Here is a 19,190-nt window from a genome sequence, read left to right as displayed (position 1 = left end):
CCTTAGGGAGATCGGCAGCATCACAATTGTATGACCCTGGAGAAATATAACAATGCTATTTATTTTCGCCGTACTTCTTCTCATTGCCAGTTTATGGGCGATTTTCTTTTTTCAACTTTCCCGTACCACTGGTACAATTACCCTGATTGTCATGTCAGTGGTTTGTGCCTTTATCAGTCCTTGGTCACTGATTCTGGGCATTCCTTTGATCCTGATCAGTCTGGTCGTCATGATCGAACCTTTGCGCATGTCTTTCATTTCCAGGCCAGCCTATAAAGCTTTAGCGGATGGCATGCCGAGCATTAGCCCGACAGAACGTGAGGCTCTTGATTCCGGCACCAGCTGGTGGGAAAAAGAACTCTTTATGGGTGCGCCGAACTGGGAAACCTTTAATAGCTATCCCTATCCAAAACTTTCCGTTGAGGAACAGGCATTCTTGGATAACGAAGTCGAAACGCTCTGTAGCATGCTGGATGAATGGGAAATTCATGAGAAGAAAATGCTGCCTGAACATATCTGGCAATATATTAAAGATAACGGTTTCTTGGGACTAATTATTCCCAAAGAATACGGCGGTCGTGCCTTTAGTTCCTTTGCTCAGAGCCGAGTGATGAGCAAAATTTCTTCACGCTCTCTCACTGCTGCTGTGAGCTGTATGGTGCCTAACTCTCTCGGGCCGGGTGAGTTGTTACTACATTATGGTACCGATGAGCAAAAAGATCGTTATTTACCCGGTCTGGCTAAAGGTGAAGAAATCCCATGTTTTGGTCTGACCAGTCCTGAGGCCGGTTCAGATGCCGGTGCAATTCCAGATACCGGTGTGGTCTGCTATGGACAGTTTGAAGGTCAGGAAGTCTTGGGACTGAGAATGAATTTCTCCAAACGCTGGATTACTCTAGCACCAATTGCCACTGTCGTCGGTCTGGCTTTTAAAATGTATGACCCTGATCATCTACTCGGTGATAAAACGGATTATGGGATTACTTGTGCCTTATTACCAGCCAATCATGAAGGGGTAAAAGTCGGTCCACGACATAATCCTAGCTCCCCTTTTATGAATGGTACTGTTGAAGGTAAGGATGTATTTATTCCTTTAGACTGGATCATTGGTGGAGTGAAAAATGCCGGTAAAGGCTGGCGTATGCTGATGGAATGTCTAGCGGTTGGTCGTGGTATTTCCCTACCGGCTTTATCTACCTCTAGTGCCGAAATGACTTATCTGAATGTCAGCGCGTTCTCGCGAATCCGTCAGCAATTCAAGATTTCGGTGGGTAAATTTGAAGGCGTACAGGAAGCCAATAGCGAAATTGCCAGTGATGCCTATATGCTGGAAGCATTCCGTTATTTAGTGACTTGTGGCTTGAATCAAGGTGGTAAGCCGGCAGTCATGACCGCGATTGCCAAATACTACGCCACTGAGACCATGCGTAAAATCGTCAATCATGGTATGGATGTCGTGGGTGGTCGCGCCATTCAGATGGGGCCTCGTAACTTTTTGGCCTTAAACTATCAAGCCATTCCAGTATCAATTACAGTTGAAGGCGCCAATATTCTGAGCCGTTCATTGATGATCTTTGGTCAAGGTTCGATGCGTTGCCATCCTTATCTGTATGAAGAATTACAGCTTCTGCAAGCTGAAGACCCGAAAGCCGCTCTGAATCCATTCGATACTATGTTGTTTAAGCATCTGGGTTATACCTTTAACCGGACTGCCCGCTCTTTTGCCTATGCTTTTAGCGGTGGTTCAAGTGCTGCGCCACAAAGTGCGGTTGATTTTACCCGTCCTTATTACAAGATTATCAACCGGCTCAGTGCCAACTTTGCCCTGACTGCAGATATGTGTTTAGGTTTATTAGCAGGTGATATTAAACGCAAGGAAATGCTTTCTGGCCGTCTGGCTGATATTCATGCCCATTTGTTTATTGCGACGGCAATTCTGAAATTTTTTGAACATAGTAAAAAAACTGAAGCTGAACGTCTGCATGCACAATTGGCAATTGAGAAATCTTTATATACCGCTCAGGAAGCGTTTTATGACCTGTTTGCGAACTTCCCGGTGGGTGTTGCTGCTGGCATGGTCAAACTCATCTGTTTCCCATTTGGCCGACCTGTCGCGAAACCATCTGACCGACTTAAACAGGAAGTCGCAAATGTCATGATGGAAGATAACACTTTCCGGCAGGTACTGAAAAAGCATGTTTTCTATAGCACGGCGGAAGATGATGTGAATGGTCGTATGGAATCAACCTTCACCATGTTATTGGAGATTGAGCAGCTTTGGGATCGCTTTAAGAAAGCCGAAAACAAAGGTCAATTTAAGGGACTCAGTTTTGCTGATCATGTGGCTGATGCGCATGGACAAGGCTTTATTAATGAAGAAGAAGCCAATAAGTTACTGCACTATAATGCGCGTCGCTATGACAGCATGTTGACTGATGTCTTCGATTTGCATTTACAGGAAGTATTGGAGCTGGAAAATCCTCATATTTCGAAAGCAGATGCAACAGGTACTGATACTTCAGTTCAAAGTGCACCTTCACATTCAACCAGTCCTTAGATAGAACTTTTATCTAAATCAGATCTTGATTACAAAGTGAAGTTATTTCTTGACTTCACTTTGGATATCTCAAGTGGCTATTCAGCCACTTTTTTACGACTATTGCACGATGGTATTTAAGAGATAAAACGTTAAGCTACACCCATAATAAAATTGAGGGTCAATGATGTCACAACAAGATTATGAAAATGGCTTGAAAGTCCGTACTGAAGTGATGGGTGCAAGTTTTGTAAAACGTGCCCAGGACAATACGGTTCCTTTTACTCAGCCTTTGCAGGACTGGATTAATGAACATGCCTGGGGTTCAACCTGGCAACGTGAAGGGGTTTTACCACGTAAATACCGTTCTTTAATTACCATTGCTTTTCTTACCGCGCAAAAAAGCCCGACTGAATTGAAAGGCCATGTTCGTGGCGCTTTGAATAATGGTGCAACAGTTGAAGAAATTCAAGAAGTGCTACTGCATAGCCTGCCTTACTGCGGTGCCCCTGCCACACAGGAAGCCTTCCGTGCAGCGCTTGAAGTAATTCAGGAATATCAGGCAAATCAGCAGAAGTAAGAATTGCTTAGGCTATTTAACTAGCTTATCAATAATAAAGCCGGGAATTAAAATTCCCGGATTTTTAAATTTTAAACTGATATATCTATAGCTATACTTCTTTAATATTGTTTGAAAAGATTATCCTCTTAATTCAATTTGAGTCCGCTGTTCCAGTCCTTGCACCGCAGCGGAGAAATCCAGCTGACTGGCCTGTGGTTTGGCAATCTGCTGAAACTCTTGCTGAACCAAAGACATTACTGATAAATCCAGTTGCTGTTGCTGTACCAACTCCAAGGCAATGCCAATATCTTTCTGTAATAGATCCAGTGCAAAGGTCTTATTAAATTCACGGCTTAGTACACGCTGTGCCATGATATTTTCCGACATGCTGCTTTTACCACTGGAATGATTAATACAGTTTAGTGCACTGCTTAAATCAACACCCTGCCCTTTCAGCACAGTCAGCCCTTCAGCCAATGCCCATAAGTGAGTCGCCATTAAGGTATTATTCACAGCTTTTACCGCAAAGCCAGAACCGCTTTCTCCCACATATTCAATCAGGCCAGCAAAGGCATCAATGATCGGTTTGGCTCGTTCAAAGGCTTGTTCATTGCCACCCACCATCACAGTTAAAGTGCCTTTTTCTGCGCCAACGGTTTGACCAGAAACCGGTGCATCCAGATAAAAACTGCCTTGTTGCTCCAAGAGCTTCGCCAGTTTCTGGGCAGATTCCGGTACACCGCTGGTACAGTCAATCCAGATTGCACCTTGTTTGGGTGGATGGGCTGCAATCAATGCTTCCACATCCTGACTGGTCGGCAAACAGGAAAAGATAAAATCTGCCTGAACCGCCTGCTTAATACTCACTGCTTGAGTTGCAAAAATTTCAGCATACGTTACAGCTTTCTGTTCGGTTCGATTCCAGACCCAAACCTGATGCCCGAGTTTTGGCAAATGGGAGGCCATATGCCAGCCCATTGCCCCGAGTCCTAAAAATGCAATTGAATGACTCAAAAAATGCTCCTCATATTAAGCGACTGGCTTAGCCTCAACCTCAGTTACGGTTTCAGCTGGTTCAGATGCTGGCAATTCTTTATCTTCACCACGGTTCAGGAACAGATTGAGTAAGATCGCAGCTAAAGTTGCAGTACCAATACCGCCCAGATCAAAACCACCAATCTGCAAGCTATAGTTCCCTGTGCCCATGATCAGACAGACTGCACCAATAATCAGCGTACTGTTCTTGGTAAAATCAACACGGTTATCCACCCAGATTTTCGCACCAGCCACAGTAATCAGACCAAATACGACAATCGATGCACCACCCAACAAGGCCACTGGAATGGTACTGATCACTGCACCGAATTTAGGTGAAAGCCCAAGTAAGATGGCGAAGATACCAGCAAAGACAAATACAGTGGTTGCATAAACTTTGGTGACTGCCATGACACCGATATTTTCGGCATAAGTGGTCATCCCCGTACCACCCACAGAAGCTGATAATGAAGTACACACCCCATCAGCCAAGAAACCACGACCCATATATGGAGACAGGTTTTTACCGGTCATCGCAGAGACTGCCTTAAAGTGCCCCAGATTTTCTGCAACCAAGATAATTGCTACTGGTGCAATCATCAGCATGGCATTCATTTCAAAGACCGGACTTTGGAAATTTGGCAAACCAAACCATGCTGCTTCACTGACCTTAGTAAAATCAATCGCAGGTCCGAAGCCCATCACATTGGTGAAAAGGAAATAAATCAGGTAGGAAGATAATAAGCCCAATAACAATAACAGACGGCGCACCATTCCTCGTGTAAATACAGCAATCACACTGATACAGATAATAGTGATTAATGCCATCCAGGAATCAAACTGGTTCGCTGAAACGCTTTTGATTGCCACTGGAGCTAGGTTCAAACCGATAATCATTACGATCACGCCTGTCACTACAGGTGGCATCAGTTTTTCAATCCAGTTGGTACCAGTTTTCATCACCAGCAGCCCAATCAAGGCATAAACAATACCGCAAGCAATCGTACCGCCAAGCGCCAGTCCGATATTAGGATTCGCTCCAACTCCGGAATACCCCGTCACTGCGACGACCGCACCAATAAAGGCAAAGCTAGATCCCAGATAACTAGGCAATCGACCGCCCGTGATCAGGAAAAATAAAATGGTACCAATCCCGGTAATAAAAATTGTGAGATTGGGATCAAACCCCATTAATAAGGGTGCCAGCACGGTTGCGCCAAACATGGCAAACACATGCTGTAACCCGAGAATAATACTTTTCCCAGCAGGCAGATATTCATCTGTTTGCACGGGTGTGGTATCGAGATTGCCTTGGTAAGGCTTAAATTTTGGAAACCACGTTTCTTTTTCTTGCATCGGCTTCCCCTCCTTGATTAGGATTGAATTGAATTAGCACATTTTGTGTGGCTCACAGTAAGAACGGTTGAAGTACATCAGCGCATTGCCTTGACTCTGACACATGGCTTTCACCTCACAGAACAGCACGTCATGACTGCCTACGGATAAACATTGGACCACCTCGCAGTCAAAACTGACTAAGGCATCCTCAAGTACAGGTGACTGGGTCACCAAGGTTTTCCAGTTCCCCTGGCTGAAACGCTCTGCTATTGGTGCCTTTCCACCAAACAGATTGGAGAGATGTTGTTGATGTGATGCCAAGGTATTCACACACAACACCTGATTCTTTTTAAAGGTTTCATAGACTGAAGCAGAACGGTTCAGGCACACCAGCAACGTTGGTGGTGTATCCGTCACGCTACATACGGCCGAAGCGGTAAATCCAGCCATTCCTGCATCGCCTTGCGTAGTAATCACATTCACCGCAGCACCCAGATTGGACATGCCCTGACGGAAAATCTGCTGATCGACTTGGGTAATGATGTCGCCAGATGCGTTAGTCGCCAAAACCTTATTTAATGCGTTATTTTCTGCAACTGTCTCTGTGATGATTTTAGATAATTTGGCATTCATGCTGTTCTCCCGACCCCAAGTCAATATTCAGTTTTAGACTTGGGGCATCTAGTAATGAGATTGAATCAGGTGGATCGGCTTATACATGGGCAATCGAAGCAATTTCGACTAGCGCATCAGGTTTGACCAAACCTGTCTGTACGCAATACCGTGCCGGCTTATCTCCCGGGAAATACTCTGCATACACTGCATTAATCGCAGCATAATCTGCCCAGTCTTTGACAAAGACATGGTTAAACGTTACGTCATCCATGCTGCCACCGGCTTCTTCAATCACACGCTTGATGGTTTCCAGAATATGACGGGTCTGTGCTGCGGCATCACCGACATGCACTACATTATTATTTTCATCAAAGGCCAATGTACCGGACACATACACAATATTATCTGCCTTAGTTGCCGGTACATACGGTGCGAGTGGTTTTGATGTTCCTGCGGGAATAATGATTTCTTTAGGCATACTTTTTTTCCTTAATCCTGATCTTTAATTCTTTATACGCTTACAGCTAATTTAGTTTCTTTTAGTGACTCACTTTCTTTTTGAAAGGTATCGACAAAATTTGCGGTATCGGATACCCAGCCAAAGAAGGTCTTGATGTTGTACAGACTGGCTTCATGGGCCTCGACTGGACCGGCTTGATGGCAGGCATCCGCCAGCACCACGCCGAAATATTCCAGAAAGAAACCATCACGCAGGGTCGATTCCACGCAGACATTGGTGGCAATTCCGACAAAAACCAGATTGCGAATGCCGCGGACACGCAACATGCTGTCTAGTGCGGTATTAAAGAAACCGCTATAACGTGGCTTTTCAATGACCAGGTCCTGTGGCAATGGCTTTAACTCATCAATCAGTTCAAAATCCCAACCGCCTTTTGCTAATAATTTCCCTTGTAATTCAGGACGTTTACGCATGGTCTTTAGGGCATTTGATTTATGGAAATTTGGAGAATCGGTTCCACCCGCTTCCTTATATTCTGTATCCCAGCCATTTTTGAAATAAATCACCTGAATACCGGCTGCATGCGCTGCATCAACTGCCTTTTTAATATTTTCAACCACTGGCTTGGTTTTCGAGACATCAAAGCCCGCCAGATCCAGATAGCCCCCCTGTGAGGTATAGGCATTCTGCATGTCGATCACAATCAGCGCAGTCTGTTCAGGTGCAAGACAAATTGCTTCAGGTTCAGCCTTTAGGGTTCTTCCGGTGCCGAGTTTTTCAGTAAACCCAGCGGTAACTACTGATTCACTCATGCGCTTTTCTCCAGAACCGGTGCTTCGCCCTCAATCACAATATGCTCACGACATTTCATCAATGGCTGGATTTTCTGACCAAAATCTTCGACACCCTGAACGAAATCATCAAAAGTCAGCAGCACACCTTCAGTGCCTTTGATTTCGCCAATTTCATCCAACATTCGTGCCACATTTTTATAAGAACCGACCAGAGTCCCCATATTGATATTTACAGGAGATACGCTAGACGCCATTTGACGGATATTGGTATCTGCACCAGAAGTCGTGTCTTTCCCACCCTGATTCATCAACCAGTTAATCGCTTCCATGTCGGCACCATCGTTATAGTGCTGCCATTTTGCTTGCGCTTCTTCATCGGTCTCAGCTGCAATCACCATAAACAGCACATAAGTCTGTACATCACGGCCAGTCACATCTGTTTTTTCTTTTAGACGGTCATTAATTTCTGCATAAGCTGTTGGAGTATTCAGGCCTTTACCAAATACGAAGTTGTAGTCGGCATATTGTGCAGAAAACTCTAAACCTGCATCAGACTGACCTGCACAGATGATTTTCATATCGGCTTGCGGGCGCGGGCTAACACGGCAGTCTTCCATCTGGAAATGTTCGCCTTTAAAGTCTGATTTTCCGGTTGTCCAAAGCTCACGCAGGATTTGTACGTATTCAGATAGGTATTCATAGCGCTTACCAAAATACTCATTGCCCGGCCACATACCCATCTGGGTATATTCCGGTGGCTGCCAGCCGGTTACCACATTCAGACCGAAACGGCCATTGGAAATAGAATCAATGGTAGATGCCATGCGCGCTACAATTGCAGGTGGCATGACTAGAGTTGCAGCTGTTGCATAAATTTGAATTTTGCTGGTAACAGCAGCAAGACCGGCCATCAGGGTGAAAGTTTCCAGGTTATGTTCCCAGAATTCGGTCTTGCCACCAAAGCCACGCAGCTTGATCATGGAAAGTGCGAAATCGAAACCATAGTGCTCAGCACGCTGTACGATTTGTTTGTTTAACTCAAAAGTCGGCATATATTGTGGTGCATTTTCAGAGAGTAACCAACCGTTGTTTCCAATTGGACAGAAGACACCTATTTTCATTTTCACACCTCATTATTTTTTAACACTTATTCAAAATCCTGGTTCCGCTACGGGAATCTTATTTACAAGATAAACATTGCAAACCGTGTGCCAAATATTTTTATTAATTATTTATCAAATACTTAATATTTTATTTTTTGAATTTTTAGTAAAATAACTGTTTTCAAACATGAGTCAATTTTGCTCACTATGTTTCATTCAAGTGCATTTATATAAATTCATGCGTGTGCAAGCCCTGTATAAATTCGCAGTAAAATTCCTGCTCATACCATAGAAATGATTCATTAGAAAAAATAAAAAGTCAGACCCAGGGTCTGACTTAAATAAACAGATTTATTGGCTGAAAATATCAGGCTGATTTTAAATAATGCAGTATGTTTTGGTTGATCAGGGCAGTTTCAGTCACCGTAGAAGCATGTGCTCCCGTTTCGAGCAGGTTAAACCGGCTATGTGGCAATAACTGCTGCAATTTTTGTGAACATTGATATGGCACCAGAAAGTCATCCCGATTGGCAATCAGATGTACAGGAACATTTTTGAGTGCCTGCCGATGCACTTCTTCTAGTTGAAAAGCTTGTACTGCCTGTATACGTGCCAAGACATTTTGAATCGGTGGAAAGTCAAGGAGCTGCTTATTTTCTGCATCAGTCAACTGTTCAATATGTGTAGAGATCCATTGCGGTGGATACAGAAATAAAGCCTGTGCCCGCACATAGGCCTCAGTCCCGCTATTCAGCAATAAAGAAGTCCTTGCCTGAAAACATTTTTGGGTATGTGAATCCAGTTCCCCCCAGGCATTCAACATGGTCAGGCTAAGTAACTTCACACCCTTTTCCGTCTGACAGGTCGCCAGTTGCATGCCAATATGTCCGCCTAGGGCATGTCCAATAAAATGAAACTCGCAAATATCCTCATTGATCAATAAATCCAGAATCTGCCGAGCCATATGATCTACGGAATAAGGCGTTGGCAAGAGTTCAGAATCCGCATGACAACCTTCCTGATCATAGGTCACCACATGAAAATCTTGCTGCAAAACCTCAATTTGTGGATTCCAGAAACTTGCATGTCCACCTAAACCAGAAGAAAGCACTATATAAGGCGCATCGGCCCGTGCTGCAGGATAAATAAATAAAGACATAAAATTCTCATAGTTTCGCTATGAGATGAGTGCAGCAAAATACATGCCTGAATAGGACTATTTTTGAACAATTGATAAAACTATAACCAATAGACATTAAAGCTATAATAAAATTCCTGCACCTCAAAGCGCACGTTATAGCCCAGTTCAGTCAATTCTGCCGAAAGACCACGGATCTCTTCTAAAGGCAAATGTTTTGGAAATACCGTTAATACAGCAGTATTGCCTTGTCGGGCATTGTCCTCAATTAATTGAGCCAAACGGGGCTTATACATTTCAATATTCAAGTTGGCTACATTCGATAAAACTTTGGCCTGATCAGCAGTCATAAAACTCATTGTTTTTACTCTTTTTTGATTTTATTCAATGAAATTAAATGATTTAAATCACATAAAATATTTTTGTTTTGTATCTAATTAAATAAATCGTGCATAAAAAAATCCCTCACATGGAGGGATTTTCTTAGAAAAAATTACTGATCTGGTAAAGGAATATATTGTGAAGAACTGCTTTGCGTTTTACGTTCACTAATCACCACATCCAGTGTCATGGTTTTTCCAGCGCGCTCTACTTCAATCTGAACGGTACTGTTTGGTGCCTGTAAAGCGACAAAATTAATCAGATGTGAGGCAGAAGTAATCACTTCATTATTTACTTTGATAATTTTATCACCACGCTGGATGCCAGCTTTTGCTGCTGGTCCATTTTCCAGCACTTCAGCGACCACTACACCTGATTCTTTAGGTTGCAGTACATCATTACGTTCTGTCGGCAACAGACTGATACCCAGCCAGCCACGAACGACACGGCCATCTTTCAGGATTGCATTCATCACCTGTTGACAGATTTTAGCGGGAATCGCAAAACCAATCCCCAGTGAGCCACCTGTTTGCGAGAAGATTGCTGTATTCACTCCGATCAGGTTACCGGCAACATCAATCAATGCACCACCCGAGTTGCCTGGGTTAATTGCAGCATCTGTCTGAATAAAGTCTTCATAAGTATTGATGCCCAGATCAGAACGGCCTGTCGCAGAAATAATCCCCTGAGTCACGGTTTGACCGACACCAAACGGGTTACCAATTGCCAGAACAACATCACCGACTTCATTGCCACTCAGCTTGAATGGCAAAACTGGTAATTGTTCAAGTTCGATCTTAATTACAGCCAAATCCGTATCCGGGTCTGTACCTACAACTTTAGCTTCAGCACGGCGTCCATCATGCAAGGCCACTACAATCTGGTCTGCTTGTGCAATCACGTGATTATTGGTCAGGATATAACCATCAGGACGAACTATCACGCCTGAACCTAAACTGTTTTCATTTGGACTTTGACCAAACTGGTCTGGTAACTGATCACCGAAAAATTCACGGAAGACTGGATCTGTCAGTAAAGGATGTGCCTGCTGTTTTACTTTTTGTGTGGTAAAGATATTTACCACCGCAGGTGCTGCGACTTTCACTGCGGCACTATAGGAGACAACGCCTCCAGAACGCGAAGTATCGATCAACGGTTCTACTTTTTCAGCAGGCATTTTTACGCCATCCGGCGCAATCGGTGATTTAGGTTTCTGCAGCTGCTGCCACCCCAAAAAACCGATAATGACTAAAATCAGTAACACCCAAGGTAACCATGTAAAGGTACGGCGCACTTTGCTATCCTCTAAAATATTTTAATTCGTTGATGACTAAGTAATTTGTATCCTATTGTAATGCCAAATACATAACTAAACACAAAAAAATCCACAGAGATTTGTGCTGCTTTAGTTACAATTGGACATATGAATAAGAATTGGCAAGTTCATAAACTGACAGGAATTTTATGGCGAATTTAAACGATATTATCCGCTGGTGCGATCAGACTTTAGCATCTTCCGAATTTAAGGACTATGCACCGAATGGCTTACAGATCCAAGGCCGCGCTGAAGTCAATAAAATTTTATGTGCCGTTACTGCCTCCCAAACTGCGATCGAAGCTGCGATTGAACAAGGTGCTGATTTACTATTGGTTCACCATGGTTATTTCTGGAAAGGTGAAGCCTACCCGATTACCGGGATGCGTGGTAAACGAATTAAAAGCCTGATCCAAAATGATATTTCGCTTGTTGGTTATCACCTGCCTTTAGATAGCCATCCAACTCTGGGAAATAATATTGCGATTGCAGACCTGCTGGAACTGGAAAACCTGGAACAGCTTGATCCGAGTGAGCGCCGTCCAATTGGGAATATTGGTTATTTAAAACAGGCCATGACGCCAGAAGGATTCAAGGCCTATGTATCAGAAAGACTGGGCTATGATGCGTTGCATTTACCTGCCGAAAAAAGCCTGATTCAAAAAGTCGGTTTCTGTACTGGTGGTGCACAGGATTATATTCATAAAGCAGCGGCACAAGACTGTGATGCTTATATTTCTGGCGAAGTCAGTGAGCGTACTTTTTATGATGCTCAGGAACTGGATGTGCATTATTATGCCTGCGGCCACCACGCCACTGAAAAATATGGTGTACAACGTCTGGCTAAAGCTATTTCAGAACAATTTAATATTGAGTATAGTTATTTCGAATTAAACAATCCGATTTAATTTCGATTGGCAAGTAGATGAGTGGCTTTATCTTTAAATTTTCAGGCTTTATTCTGTATTGTTATTTATACACAGTGCCCATTTTTGCCTAAGAATCTATTACAATAACGCCACTTATTGTCAAAACCCAGCAAAATGCAAGGAATTGAAAACATGACAACCATTACTTTACCACCATTACCATACGACTACGACGCTCTTGCTCCACACATCAGCAAAGAAACTTTAGAATACCACCATGACAAACACCACAATACTTATGTGGTTAACCTGAACAACCTGATCGCTGGTACTGAGCTTGAAGGCAAAACTCTAGAAGAAATCATCAAAGCAACTGCTGGTGATTCATCTAAAGCAGGTGTATTTAACAACGCTGCGCAAGTATGGAACCACACATTCTACTGGAACTGCTTGACTAAAAACGGTGGCGGTAAAGCAACTGGCGCTTTGGCTGCAAAAATTGACGAAGCTTTCGGTTCTTACGAAAAATTCGCTGAAGAGTTCGCAACTGCTGCTGCAACTCAGTTCGGTTCAGGTTGGGCTTGGTTAGTTGCTGATGAAGTAAACGGTAACCTGTCTATCCTTAAAACTTCAAATGCTGACACTCCAATGGCACACGGTAAAATTGCTGTGTTGACAATCGATGTTTGGGAACACGCTTATTACATCGACTACCGTAACGCTCGTCCTAAATACATCTCTACTTTCCTAGAAAGCCTGGTGAACTGGGATTACGCAAACGCGAAATATGCTGGTCAACCTGCTGGTGTTGAGAAATAATTTTTTATTTCCAGCTTAAAAAATCACCCTTCATGGGTGATTTTTTTATTTTTAGGTCTAAGATGCATATTAAAAAAGCAAATGATTCATTTCTTTACAGGAATTGATTGACGGTCTTTGTTTTCCTGCCTAAAATGCGCATCAGATTCTCCAATAGCTCAGTCGGTAGAGCGACGGACTGTTAATCCGCAGGTCCCTGGTTCGAGCCCAGGTTGGAGAGCCAATCTATTCTCCCATAGCTCAGTCGGTAGAGCGACGGACTGTTAATCCGCAGGTCCCTGGTTCGAGCCCAGGTGGGAGAGCCAAGATTCTGAAAAACCCACTCATTGCGAAGTGGGTTTTTTTATTCTTTTCTCTTTTATGATCCGTGTTTGATTTGAGTCAGTTTATATTCTTTGTGATTGGCTGTCTGGCAAGCTTTGCCTTAATTTGCCTGCTCTTCCCTCATCTGTTTACCCGCCAGAAGAAATTCTATCCCAAGCGTGTCATTACAGCTTTCGAAAGCAAGATGTTTACTCGCCTGAAAGATGCTTTTCCGCATCATCACATTCTGGCACAGGTCGCATTTAGTGCTTTGATTACGCATGACAATATGAAAATGCGCAGCAAGTTTAACCGCAAGGTGACCGATTTTGTGGTGATGGACCGGGAATATAGTGTGGTGGCGATTATAGAACTGGATGACCCCACCCATATTGGCAAGGAACAGGAAGATGCGGAACGCGATGCAATGCTGATTGCTGCCGGCTATACAGTCGTCCGCTACACTGAAATTCCAACAATCCGGCAACTTCAAAGGGATTTGAGATAAATAGTTTAATGAGAGGAATTTGTTTCAGCTTCTGAAGCAGCTTGAATTGCTTGAACCTCCTGCTCTGCCTTTGATTTTTCAGCCGCTTCGCGCGCTTCAATCCGGGCAATCATATCTGCCTGTTGCTGCTTATATTTTTCCTGATTTTTTGCATCGCTATTAACTGCCAGAAATGCCATCGTCACTAAAAAAATCGGCACACATAAAGCCAGGGTTCCAAAGATAAGCAGTTTTTTAATACTGCGGGGTTTTGTCTGTTCCGACATAACAAGCCTATACTGATAACCTATAATCCTGAGTCACTATAACAAACTTAAATGATTGCTCAAGGCCTAGCCTTACAAGGAATAGAAAAGGAGCCGAAGCTCCTTTTAGGATTAAGGACTGACAGAAATACCTGAAGGCATATAGGTATTGATGAAGGTCAGCAGCTGGGTTCTGCTTTGTACAATAGCCTCGGTATGTGATGCGTCTTGTACCGGTACAAAAGTCACTGTGGTTCCCATATCTTTCAAGCCTTGTTGTAAAGTATTTGTCACTGGATATGGAACAGCCATATCTGCAGTACCTTGAATGATCATCACAGGAACATTAATTTTTTCAGTTGCAGGCTGATTATTCTCAAGGAACTTTTCAACCGACGAATTATTCTGGAAGTTTTCTACTAATCCTGGATAGTCTACAACCGCTTTTTCCGGATTATTCACCAGATAATCATCAATATCTTGCACATATTCAGTAATCAATGGCCCTAAACAAAGTCCATTTTCTCCAGTCGTGCCTTCCGCCTTTTCAGCCACAATCCCTGCACGGCTTGAAAATATATTGCGATAGTTAAAGCCTGGTTCATAAGCTTTAATCCCGACAGCAACATAAGCCGCATAAGCCAGTAATTCTGCATAGACTGCTTTCGCAGCATTATCTTGCCCAGCCTCAACCAAGGCACTAAGCGCTTGCGGTGCTACTTCACTGATAATATAACCCAGACTTGAAGCCGGAGCTGCTGCAACTGCTGCCTTATAATTTGGATCTTCATCGGCAAACTGGGCTGTGGCAAGTGATGCGTGCCCTCCCTGGGATTGTCCCACTGAGACCCAGGCACCATTAAATCGATTTCCCTGTTGTTCCTTAAAGGCTTTTACTGCATAGATAGCCGATTGTGCCGCACTTTTTAAATTTAAATAAGGATGGATCCCCCGAGTACCTAATCCTTCATAATCGGGTGCAACAATCACATATCCCTTTGCAAGCAAGCTGCTGGCCAATCCTCTAAAATTATTATTCAGCTGGTTATTACTTGGTGCACAAGAATCACCGCTACCCACCGTGCCATGTTCCCAAACCACCACCCGCCATCCGTCTTGAGGTTGAGGTGTATTTGGATAAAACACCATAGCTGTCGCTTCAGCCCGCTCACCATTTACGTTTGGCATATTATAGCGTATGACTTGAATATCCGATGCTTCAGGCAAGGTATCCTCATCATAAGATTGTTGACTTAAAAATACCCTTTCCTGTGGTCGGAACGAATCATTATCATCGTCATTACACGCAGTCATGAACAATGACATGGAACATACCAGTGCTAGACAGGTTTTTTTGAAACCGTTTTTCACTACATTATTCATATTCTAATCCCTTATTGTTGTTTACGATTTTCATGAAGAATCTTGAATTAAGCATAAAAAAAAGCACCCTTATAGGATGCTTTTGTTATGAATCGACAAGGTGCAGTTACAGAAGCGCGGCAAAGATTCCAAGGAAAATCATCAGCCCCACCCAACGGTTATGACGGAAAGCCCAGAAACAGCGCTGTGGGTCCTTATCTCGAGTTTTGGACCATTGATAAATAAAATCAATTGCGACGGCTAGAAGCCCCATCAGGCCAAATGGAATCAGCAAATCCTCAATCCATAATGCTGCGCCAATCAAGACCAGACTTAAAGCCTGTAAGGTACTAATGATCTGAATATCATGCTGACCAAACAAAATGGCTGTGGATTTCACACCAATTTTCAAATCATATTCACGATCAGTAATCGCATATTGCGTGTCATAGGCCACGGTCCAAGCCAGATTGCCAAAATAGAGAAGCCAACAAGTTAAATCTGGCGTCTGCCCGACGGCAGTATAGGCCATTGGAATTGACCAGGAAAATGCAGCTCCCAAAAATACCTGCGGCAAATGGGTATAGCGTTTCATAAACGGATAAATGAACGCTAAAAACAAGGCTCCAAAGGACCAGTAAAAGGTTTCAATCGGCAGGAAAAATAACAGGCAGGCACTGGCTGCGACGAGCACCAGAAAGACCATCACTGCTTCTTTAGCACTAATAATACCAGTGGCTAAGGGACGGGTTTTGGTACGCTCGACATGCGCATCCACTTTACGGTCGGCAAAGTCATTAATGGCACAGCCCGCTGCGCGCATAAAAATTACACCTAGAATCATCAGCACCAAAATACTGAGATCAGGTATTCCCTTTGCTGCGACCCATAGCGCCCACATGGTCGGCCAGAAGACCAGCTCTGTGCCAATTGGCTTATCAAAACGACAAAGATAATAATAGGCGCTCAGACGTTCACGCCAAGTAATTGCTTGTGCAGTTGCCATATCAAGTTAAGCCTGTTGATTTTGTATAAAGTGTTCAAATACCGGTAAAAATGTTTCTTGTACGATAAATTTACAACCATGCCAAGTATAGCAGCTCTGGCGGGTCCAGCCCTCTTCCAGATAAATCACACGTCGCTCACACTGTGGATTGGTACGCTGGAATAATAGCCAGCCAATCGGCTTCGATCCAATATGCTGGAATATCCGCGCACGTTTTTGCAGGCTTAAAATTGGAAATATACTTTTGGCTTTGACCCAAGGCTGTTCTTCACAGCCATATAAATAGCTTTCCCGTACCCAGGACGTATGCTGATGTGGCATCTGCATCCACCGAGCATCCACAAATTCCAGACGCTGAAAATGTTCCTGCTGTGGTTCTACCCGGAACTGACCACCAGCCAGATCTGTTAACTGCTGCGTCAATGATCCTGAGGCATACAGCCACTCTCGAAGTGCTGTAGGCATCTGCTGTCTATTCGGATTTTTAAATTTTACACTCACAATGTTATCAACTTCACGATTAGGCATTATCTGTCTTGGCAATCACTTCATATTTTCCACTTGGCAGCTTTTTCAAAATCATGCCATCTGTGGTGAGATAAAAACTTTGTGGATAATCATAATCCAGAGCTAGCTCAGGATGACGTAATGCCACAAACTCAACCTGTTTATAACCTTCAGGTGTACTCGCAACATCTACATAGGTCACTTCAGAAAAATTCAGTTTAAAGCCTTTACTATGATCCTGAGGATCAATCCAAGGAAAAAAGCCGGTATGTCTTTTACGTTGTGCCATAACTTCATATCTTTGATCAATAACAGCATCATACAAAAAAACCCGCACAAAGGCGGGTCTTTTTTACAGTGAAATTCAGATCAGAATTACAGGCTGTAGTACATGTCGAATTCAACTGGGTGAGTAGTCGTATTCAGACGACGTACATCTTCAGTCTTAAGTTCGATATAGGCATCAAGCATTTCTTTAGTGAACACGCCACCTTTAAGCAGGTAGTCATGATCTTCTTTAAGAGATTCAAGTGCCATTTCAAGGCTGTGTGCCACTGTAGGGATTTTCGCTTCTTCTTCAGGAGGAAGATCGTACAGGTTCTTGTCAGCAGCTTCACCTGGGTGAATCTTGTTTTGGATACCGTCGATACCCGCCATCAACAATGCAGCGAAACCTAGGTACGGGTTCATCATTGGATCAGGAAAACGTGCTTCAATACGTTTGCCTTTAGGGCTAGAAACGTAAGGAATACGGATAGAAGCTGAACGGTTACGCGCTGAGTAAGCAAGCATAATCGGTGCTTCGAAGTGAGGTACCAAACGTTTGTATGAGTTTGTAGATGGGTTAGTGATCGCATTCAATGAACGAGCATGTTTGATCACACCACCGATGAAGTACAATGCCATTTCTGAAAGGCCTGCATATTCATCACCAGCAAACAGGTTCTTGCCATCTTTAGAAATCGACATGTGAACGTGCATACCAGAACCGTTATCGCCTACCATTGGTTTAGGCATAAAGGTTGCAGTTTTAGCGTATTGGTGCGCAACGTTCCAAACAGCATATTTGAACTGTTGTACTTCGTCAGCTTTACGAACCATTGTGTTGAAGCTCACACCAATTTCTAACTGGCAAGACGCAACTTCGTGGTGATGTACTTCTACACGACCTGGGCCCATGATTTCTTCAATTTTTGCACACATGTCTGCACGCATATCTTGATGAGAATCAACAGGAGGAACTGGGAAATAACCACCTTTAACACGTGGACGATGACCTGAGTTACCTGCTTCGTAATCTTTACCAGTAGACCAAGCAGCTTCTTCAGCGATCAATGTGTGGCGAGCGCCAGACATGTCGATGTCCCATTTCACTTCGTCAAACACGAAGAATTCTGGTTCTGGACCGAAGAATGCAGTATCACCGATACCTGTAGATTTCAGGTATTCTTCTGCACGGCGAGCAATCGAACGTGGGTCACGTTCATAACCTTGACCAGTTGATGGTTCGATAACGTCACAAGTCACAACAACAGTTGGCTCTGCAAAGAACGGATCGATGAAACCTGTTTCTGCATCTGGACGTAAGATCATGTCCGATGCTTCGATGCCTTTCCAACCTGCGATTGAAGAACCGTCAAACATTTTGCCGTCTTCAAACGTATCTTCATCAATACTGTCTGCTGGATAAGTAACGTGCTGTTCTTTACCCTTGGTATCAGTAAAGCGAAAATCGACCCATTTCGCGCCACTTTCTTGTATGAGTTGAAGGACCTTGTTCGCCATGCTCATTTTGCTCCGATGTTTTTTGTTGCACTCGCAAAGTGCGTGTTAGAAGTTGGTATCTATTAAGCAATTAGCGTACCAACTTTTAAAAGTATATCTAAAATCTTGAAATCTTTATAAGAAAACATAGGAAGATAAAAATACCTTGTCGCTATTATACTGTGACTTAAACTAAATGCACTATATTCAAGCATTCTTCCTGAGATTTGTTGCAGGTATTTTTTTAGCGCACCTAAATAGTGCGATGATTTCATATTAGGTAAGAATAGGAGCACTTTTCAGTGAGGAATTGCGTTTTTATGCTAATTTAGTTTAAAAAATATTCGATTTCGTTTAATTCTGGTTAAGTTTTATCAGTTACAAAGCGTGCTCTGTAGGTTTATGTACTTAAAAAGATCACTATTTTGAGTCACTTTTATTCAAATTGTCGATCTTATCGTTTGATTTATCCCATGCATTATTATTCAAATGATGTTTTTTTCAGCATCATTAGACCTCTTGCGAAAGTA

At 43.2% G+C, this 19,190-nt stretch carries 19 protein-coding genes, 2 tRNA genes and 1 pseudogene; 7 read left to right on the top strand and 15 right to left on the bottom strand.

Annotated features, from left to right (window positions below):
* Window positions 1-52 precede the first annotated feature (52 nt).
* Both B3J29_RS09455 and B3J29_RS09450 read left to right on the top strand, forming a co-directional pair.
* Window positions 53-2,557 carry an acyl-CoA dehydrogenase gene (locus tag B3J29_RS09455; RefSeq protein ID WP_286965128.1) on the top strand — a complete coding sequence of 835 codons (2,505 nt, stop codon included), beginning with the start codon at window positions 53-55 and terminating at the stop codon, window positions 2,555-2,557.
* A 166-nt stretch (window positions 2,558-2,723) separates the two neighbouring features.
* Window positions 2,724-3,116 carry a carboxymuconolactone decarboxylase family protein gene (locus B3J29_RS09450; protein WP_005234879.1) on the top strand — a complete coding sequence of 131 codons (393 nt, stop codon included), beginning with the start codon at window positions 2,724-2,726 and terminating at the stop codon, window positions 3,114-3,116.
* A gap of 120 nt (window positions 3,117-3,236) precedes the next feature.
* Here B3J29_RS09450 and B3J29_RS09445 read toward each other — a convergent pair whose 3' ends face one another.
* The 9 genes and pseudogenes from B3J29_RS09445 to B3J29_RS09405 form a co-directional block, all read right to left on the bottom strand.
* A complete protein-coding gene (locus B3J29_RS09445) occupies window positions 3,237-4,076 on the bottom strand; it encodes an NAD(P)-dependent oxidoreductase (RefSeq protein WP_414632208.1) in 840 nt (279 codons plus the stop codon).
* Between the two features lie 51 nt (window positions 4,077-4,127).
* Entirely contained in the window at window positions 4,128-5,489 is a 1,362-nt protein-coding gene (gene rutG, locus B3J29_RS09440; RefSeq protein WP_286965123.1) for a pyrimidine utilization transport protein G, read from the bottom strand.
* A 33-nt stretch (window positions 5,490-5,522) separates the two neighbouring features.
* A pseudogene (gene rutF / locus B3J29_RS09435) lies at window positions 5,523-6,005 on the bottom strand (NADH-dependent FMN reductase RutF); the annotation flags it as partial.
* A 178-nt stretch (window positions 6,006-6,183) separates the two neighbouring features.
* Complete coding sequence (rutC, locus tag B3J29_RS09430; RefSeq protein ID WP_004646493.1) at window positions 6,184-6,564, bottom strand: pyrimidine utilization protein C; 381 nt, start codon at window positions 6,562-6,564, stop codon at window positions 6,184-6,186.
* A gap of 32 nt (window positions 6,565-6,596) precedes the next feature.
* A complete protein-coding gene (gene rutB / locus B3J29_RS09425; protein WP_034170057.1) occupies window positions 6,597-7,358 on the bottom strand; it encodes a pyrimidine utilization protein B in 762 nt (253 codons plus the stop codon).
* A complete protein-coding gene (rutA, locus tag B3J29_RS09420; protein WP_034170058.1) occupies window positions 7,355-8,461 on the bottom strand; it encodes a pyrimidine utilization protein A in 1,107 nt (368 codons plus the stop codon). Before rutA ends, rutB begins: the two co-directional genes overlap by 4 nt.
* 349 nt (window positions 8,462-8,810) lie before the next feature.
* Window positions 8,811-9,602 (bottom strand): pyrimidine utilization protein D, encoded by a 792-nt coding sequence (rutD, locus tag B3J29_RS09415; RefSeq protein ID WP_034170059.1) that lies wholly within the window; start codon window positions 9,600-9,602, stop codon window positions 8,811-8,813.
* An 80-nt stretch (window positions 9,603-9,682) separates the two neighbouring features.
* On the bottom strand, window positions 9,683-9,940 hold the full coding sequence (locus B3J29_RS09410; RefSeq protein WP_004810565.1) for a hypothetical protein: 258 nt from the start codon (window positions 9,938-9,940) through the stop codon (window positions 9,683-9,685).
* A 134-nt stretch (window positions 9,941-10,074) separates the two neighbouring features.
* Window positions 10,075-11,256, bottom strand: a complete 1,182-nt coding sequence (locus tag B3J29_RS09405) for a S1C family serine protease (RefSeq protein ID WP_286965118.1) — start codon at window positions 11,254-11,256, stop codon at window positions 10,075-10,077.
* A 170-nt stretch (window positions 11,257-11,426) separates the two neighbouring features.
* Here B3J29_RS09405 and B3J29_RS09400 point away from each other — a divergent pair, with 170 nt between their 5' ends.
* From B3J29_RS09400 to B3J29_RS09380, 5 genes are all read left to right on the top strand, one after another.
* A complete protein-coding gene (locus B3J29_RS09400) occupies window positions 11,427-12,185 on the top strand; it encodes a Nif3-like dinuclear metal center hexameric protein (RefSeq protein ID WP_175967249.1) in 759 nt (252 codons plus the stop codon).
* A 153-nt stretch (window positions 12,186-12,338) separates the two neighbouring features.
* Window positions 12,339-12,965: a superoxide dismutase gene (locus B3J29_RS09395; RefSeq protein WP_004782758.1), complete on the top strand. Its 627-nt coding sequence runs from the start codon at window positions 12,339-12,341 to the stop codon at window positions 12,963-12,965.
* Window positions 12,966-13,112: 147 nt separating this feature from the next.
* Window positions 13,113-13,188, top strand: a tRNA-Asn gene (locus tag B3J29_RS09390).
* Between the two features lie 6 nt (window positions 13,189-13,194).
* A tRNA-Asn gene (locus B3J29_RS09385) sits at window positions 13,195-13,270 on the top strand.
* A 62-nt stretch (window positions 13,271-13,332) separates the two neighbouring features.
* Window positions 13,333-13,776 carry a DUF2726 domain-containing protein gene (locus tag B3J29_RS09380; protein ID WP_286965117.1) on the top strand — a complete coding sequence of 148 codons (444 nt, stop codon included), beginning with the start codon at window positions 13,333-13,335 and terminating at the stop codon, window positions 13,774-13,776.
* Window positions 13,777-13,781: 5 nt separating this feature from the next.
* On the opposite strand, the gene B3J29_RS09375 is transcribed toward B3J29_RS09380, so the two are convergent.
* The 6 genes from B3J29_RS09375 to glnA all read right to left on the bottom strand — a co-directional run bounded on the left by B3J29_RS09375 (window position 13,782) and on the right by glnA (window position 18,687).
* On the bottom strand, window positions 13,782-14,042 hold the full coding sequence (locus B3J29_RS09375) for a hypothetical protein (RefSeq protein WP_175967245.1): 261 nt from the start codon (window positions 14,040-14,042) through the stop codon (window positions 13,782-13,784).
* 111 nt (window positions 14,043-14,153) lie between these two features.
* Window positions 14,154-15,404, bottom strand: a complete 1,251-nt coding sequence (locus B3J29_RS09370) for an alpha/beta hydrolase family protein (protein ID WP_286965115.1) — start codon at window positions 15,402-15,404, stop codon at window positions 14,154-14,156.
* A gap of 106 nt (window positions 15,405-15,510) precedes the next feature.
* A complete protein-coding gene (gene ubiA / locus B3J29_RS09365; RefSeq protein ID WP_175967241.1) occupies window positions 15,511-16,389 on the bottom strand; it encodes a 4-hydroxybenzoate octaprenyltransferase in 879 nt (292 codons plus the stop codon).
* A gap of 6 nt (window positions 16,390-16,395) precedes the next feature.
* Window positions 16,396-16,854 (bottom strand): chorismate--pyruvate lyase family protein, encoded by a 459-nt coding sequence (locus B3J29_RS09360; RefSeq protein WP_175968197.1) that lies wholly within the window; start codon window positions 16,852-16,854, stop codon window positions 16,396-16,398.
* Window positions 16,855-16,909: 55 nt separating this feature from the next.
* Complete coding sequence (locus tag B3J29_RS09355) at window positions 16,910-17,185, bottom strand: hypothetical protein (protein WP_286965113.1); 276 nt, start codon at window positions 17,183-17,185, stop codon at window positions 16,910-16,912.
* Between the two features lie 86 nt (window positions 17,186-17,271).
* Window positions 17,272-18,687, bottom strand: coding sequence for a type I glutamate--ammonia ligase (gene glnA / locus B3J29_RS09350; RefSeq protein WP_171064793.1), 1,416 nt, complete (start codon window positions 18,685-18,687; stop codon window positions 17,272-17,274).
* Window positions 18,688-19,190: the final 503 nt, after the last annotated feature.

The organism is Acinetobacter sp. UBA5984 (assembly GCF_002429925.1).
GTDB lineage: Bacteria > Pseudomonadota > Gammaproteobacteria > Pseudomonadales > Moraxellaceae > Acinetobacter > Acinetobacter variabilis.
Note: the sequence above shows the minus strand (reverse complement) of the source record. Positions and strands in the feature narration are given on the sequence as shown.

Excerpts from the sequence above, each read along its gene's own strand:
- rutB (WP_034170057.1), bottom strand. The coding sequence starts at position 7,358 with ATGAGTGAATCAGTAGTTACCGCTGGGTTTACTGAAAAACTCGGCACC.
- ubiA (WP_175967241.1), bottom strand. The coding sequence starts at position 16,389 with ATGGCAACTGCACAAGCAATTACTTGGCGTGAACGTCTGAGCGCCTAT.
- B3J29_RS09455 (WP_286965128.1), top strand. The coding sequence starts at position 53 with ATGCTATTTATTTTCGCCGTACTTCTTCTCATTGCCAGTTTATGGGCG.
- B3J29_RS09375 (WP_175967245.1), bottom strand. The coding sequence starts at position 14,042 with ATGTCGGAACAGACAAAACCCCGCAGTATTAAAAAACTGCTTATCTTT.
- rutD (WP_034170059.1), bottom strand. The coding sequence starts at position 9,602 with ATGTCTTTATTTATTTATCCTGCAGCACGGGCCGATGCGCCTTATATA.
- rutG (WP_286965123.1), bottom strand. The coding sequence starts at position 5,489 with ATGCAAGAAAAAGAAACGTGGTTTCCAAAATTTAAGCCTTACCAAGGC.
- rutA (WP_034170058.1), bottom strand. The coding sequence starts at position 8,461 with ATGAAAATAGGTGTCTTCTGTCCAATTGGAAACAACGGTTGGTTACTC.
- B3J29_RS09400 (WP_175967249.1), top strand. The coding sequence starts at position 11,427 with ATGGCGAATTTAAACGATATTATCCGCTGGTGCGATCAGACTTTAGCA.
- glnA (WP_171064793.1), bottom strand. The coding sequence starts at position 18,687 with ATGAGCATGGCGAACAAGGTCCTTCAACTCATACAAGAAAGTGGCGCG.
- B3J29_RS09355 (WP_286965113.1), bottom strand. The coding sequence starts at position 17,185 with ATGGCACAACGTAAAAGACATACCGGCTTTTTTCCTTGGATTGATCCT.
- rutC (WP_004646493.1), bottom strand. The coding sequence starts at position 6,564 with ATGCCTAAAGAAATCATTATTCCCGCAGGAACATCAAAACCACTCGCA.
- B3J29_RS09360 (WP_175968197.1), bottom strand. The coding sequence starts at position 16,854 with ATGCCTACAGCACTTCGAGAGTGGCTGTATGCCTCAGGATCATTGACG.
- B3J29_RS09445 (WP_414632208.1), bottom strand. The coding sequence starts at position 4,076 with ATGGGCTGGCATATGGCCTCCCATTTGCCAAAACTCGGGCATCAGGTT.
- B3J29_RS09410 (WP_004810565.1), bottom strand. The coding sequence starts at position 9,940 with ATGAGTTTTATGACTGCTGATCAGGCCAAAGTTTTATCGAATGTAGCC.
- B3J29_RS09450 (WP_005234879.1), top strand. The coding sequence starts at position 2,724 with ATGTCACAACAAGATTATGAAAATGGCTTGAAAGTCCGTACTGAAGTG.
- B3J29_RS09395 (WP_004782758.1), top strand. The coding sequence starts at position 12,339 with ATGACAACCATTACTTTACCACCATTACCATACGACTACGACGCTCTT.
- B3J29_RS09370 (WP_286965115.1), bottom strand. The coding sequence starts at position 15,404 with ATGAATAATGTAGTGAAAAACGGTTTCAAAAAAACCTGTCTAGCACTG.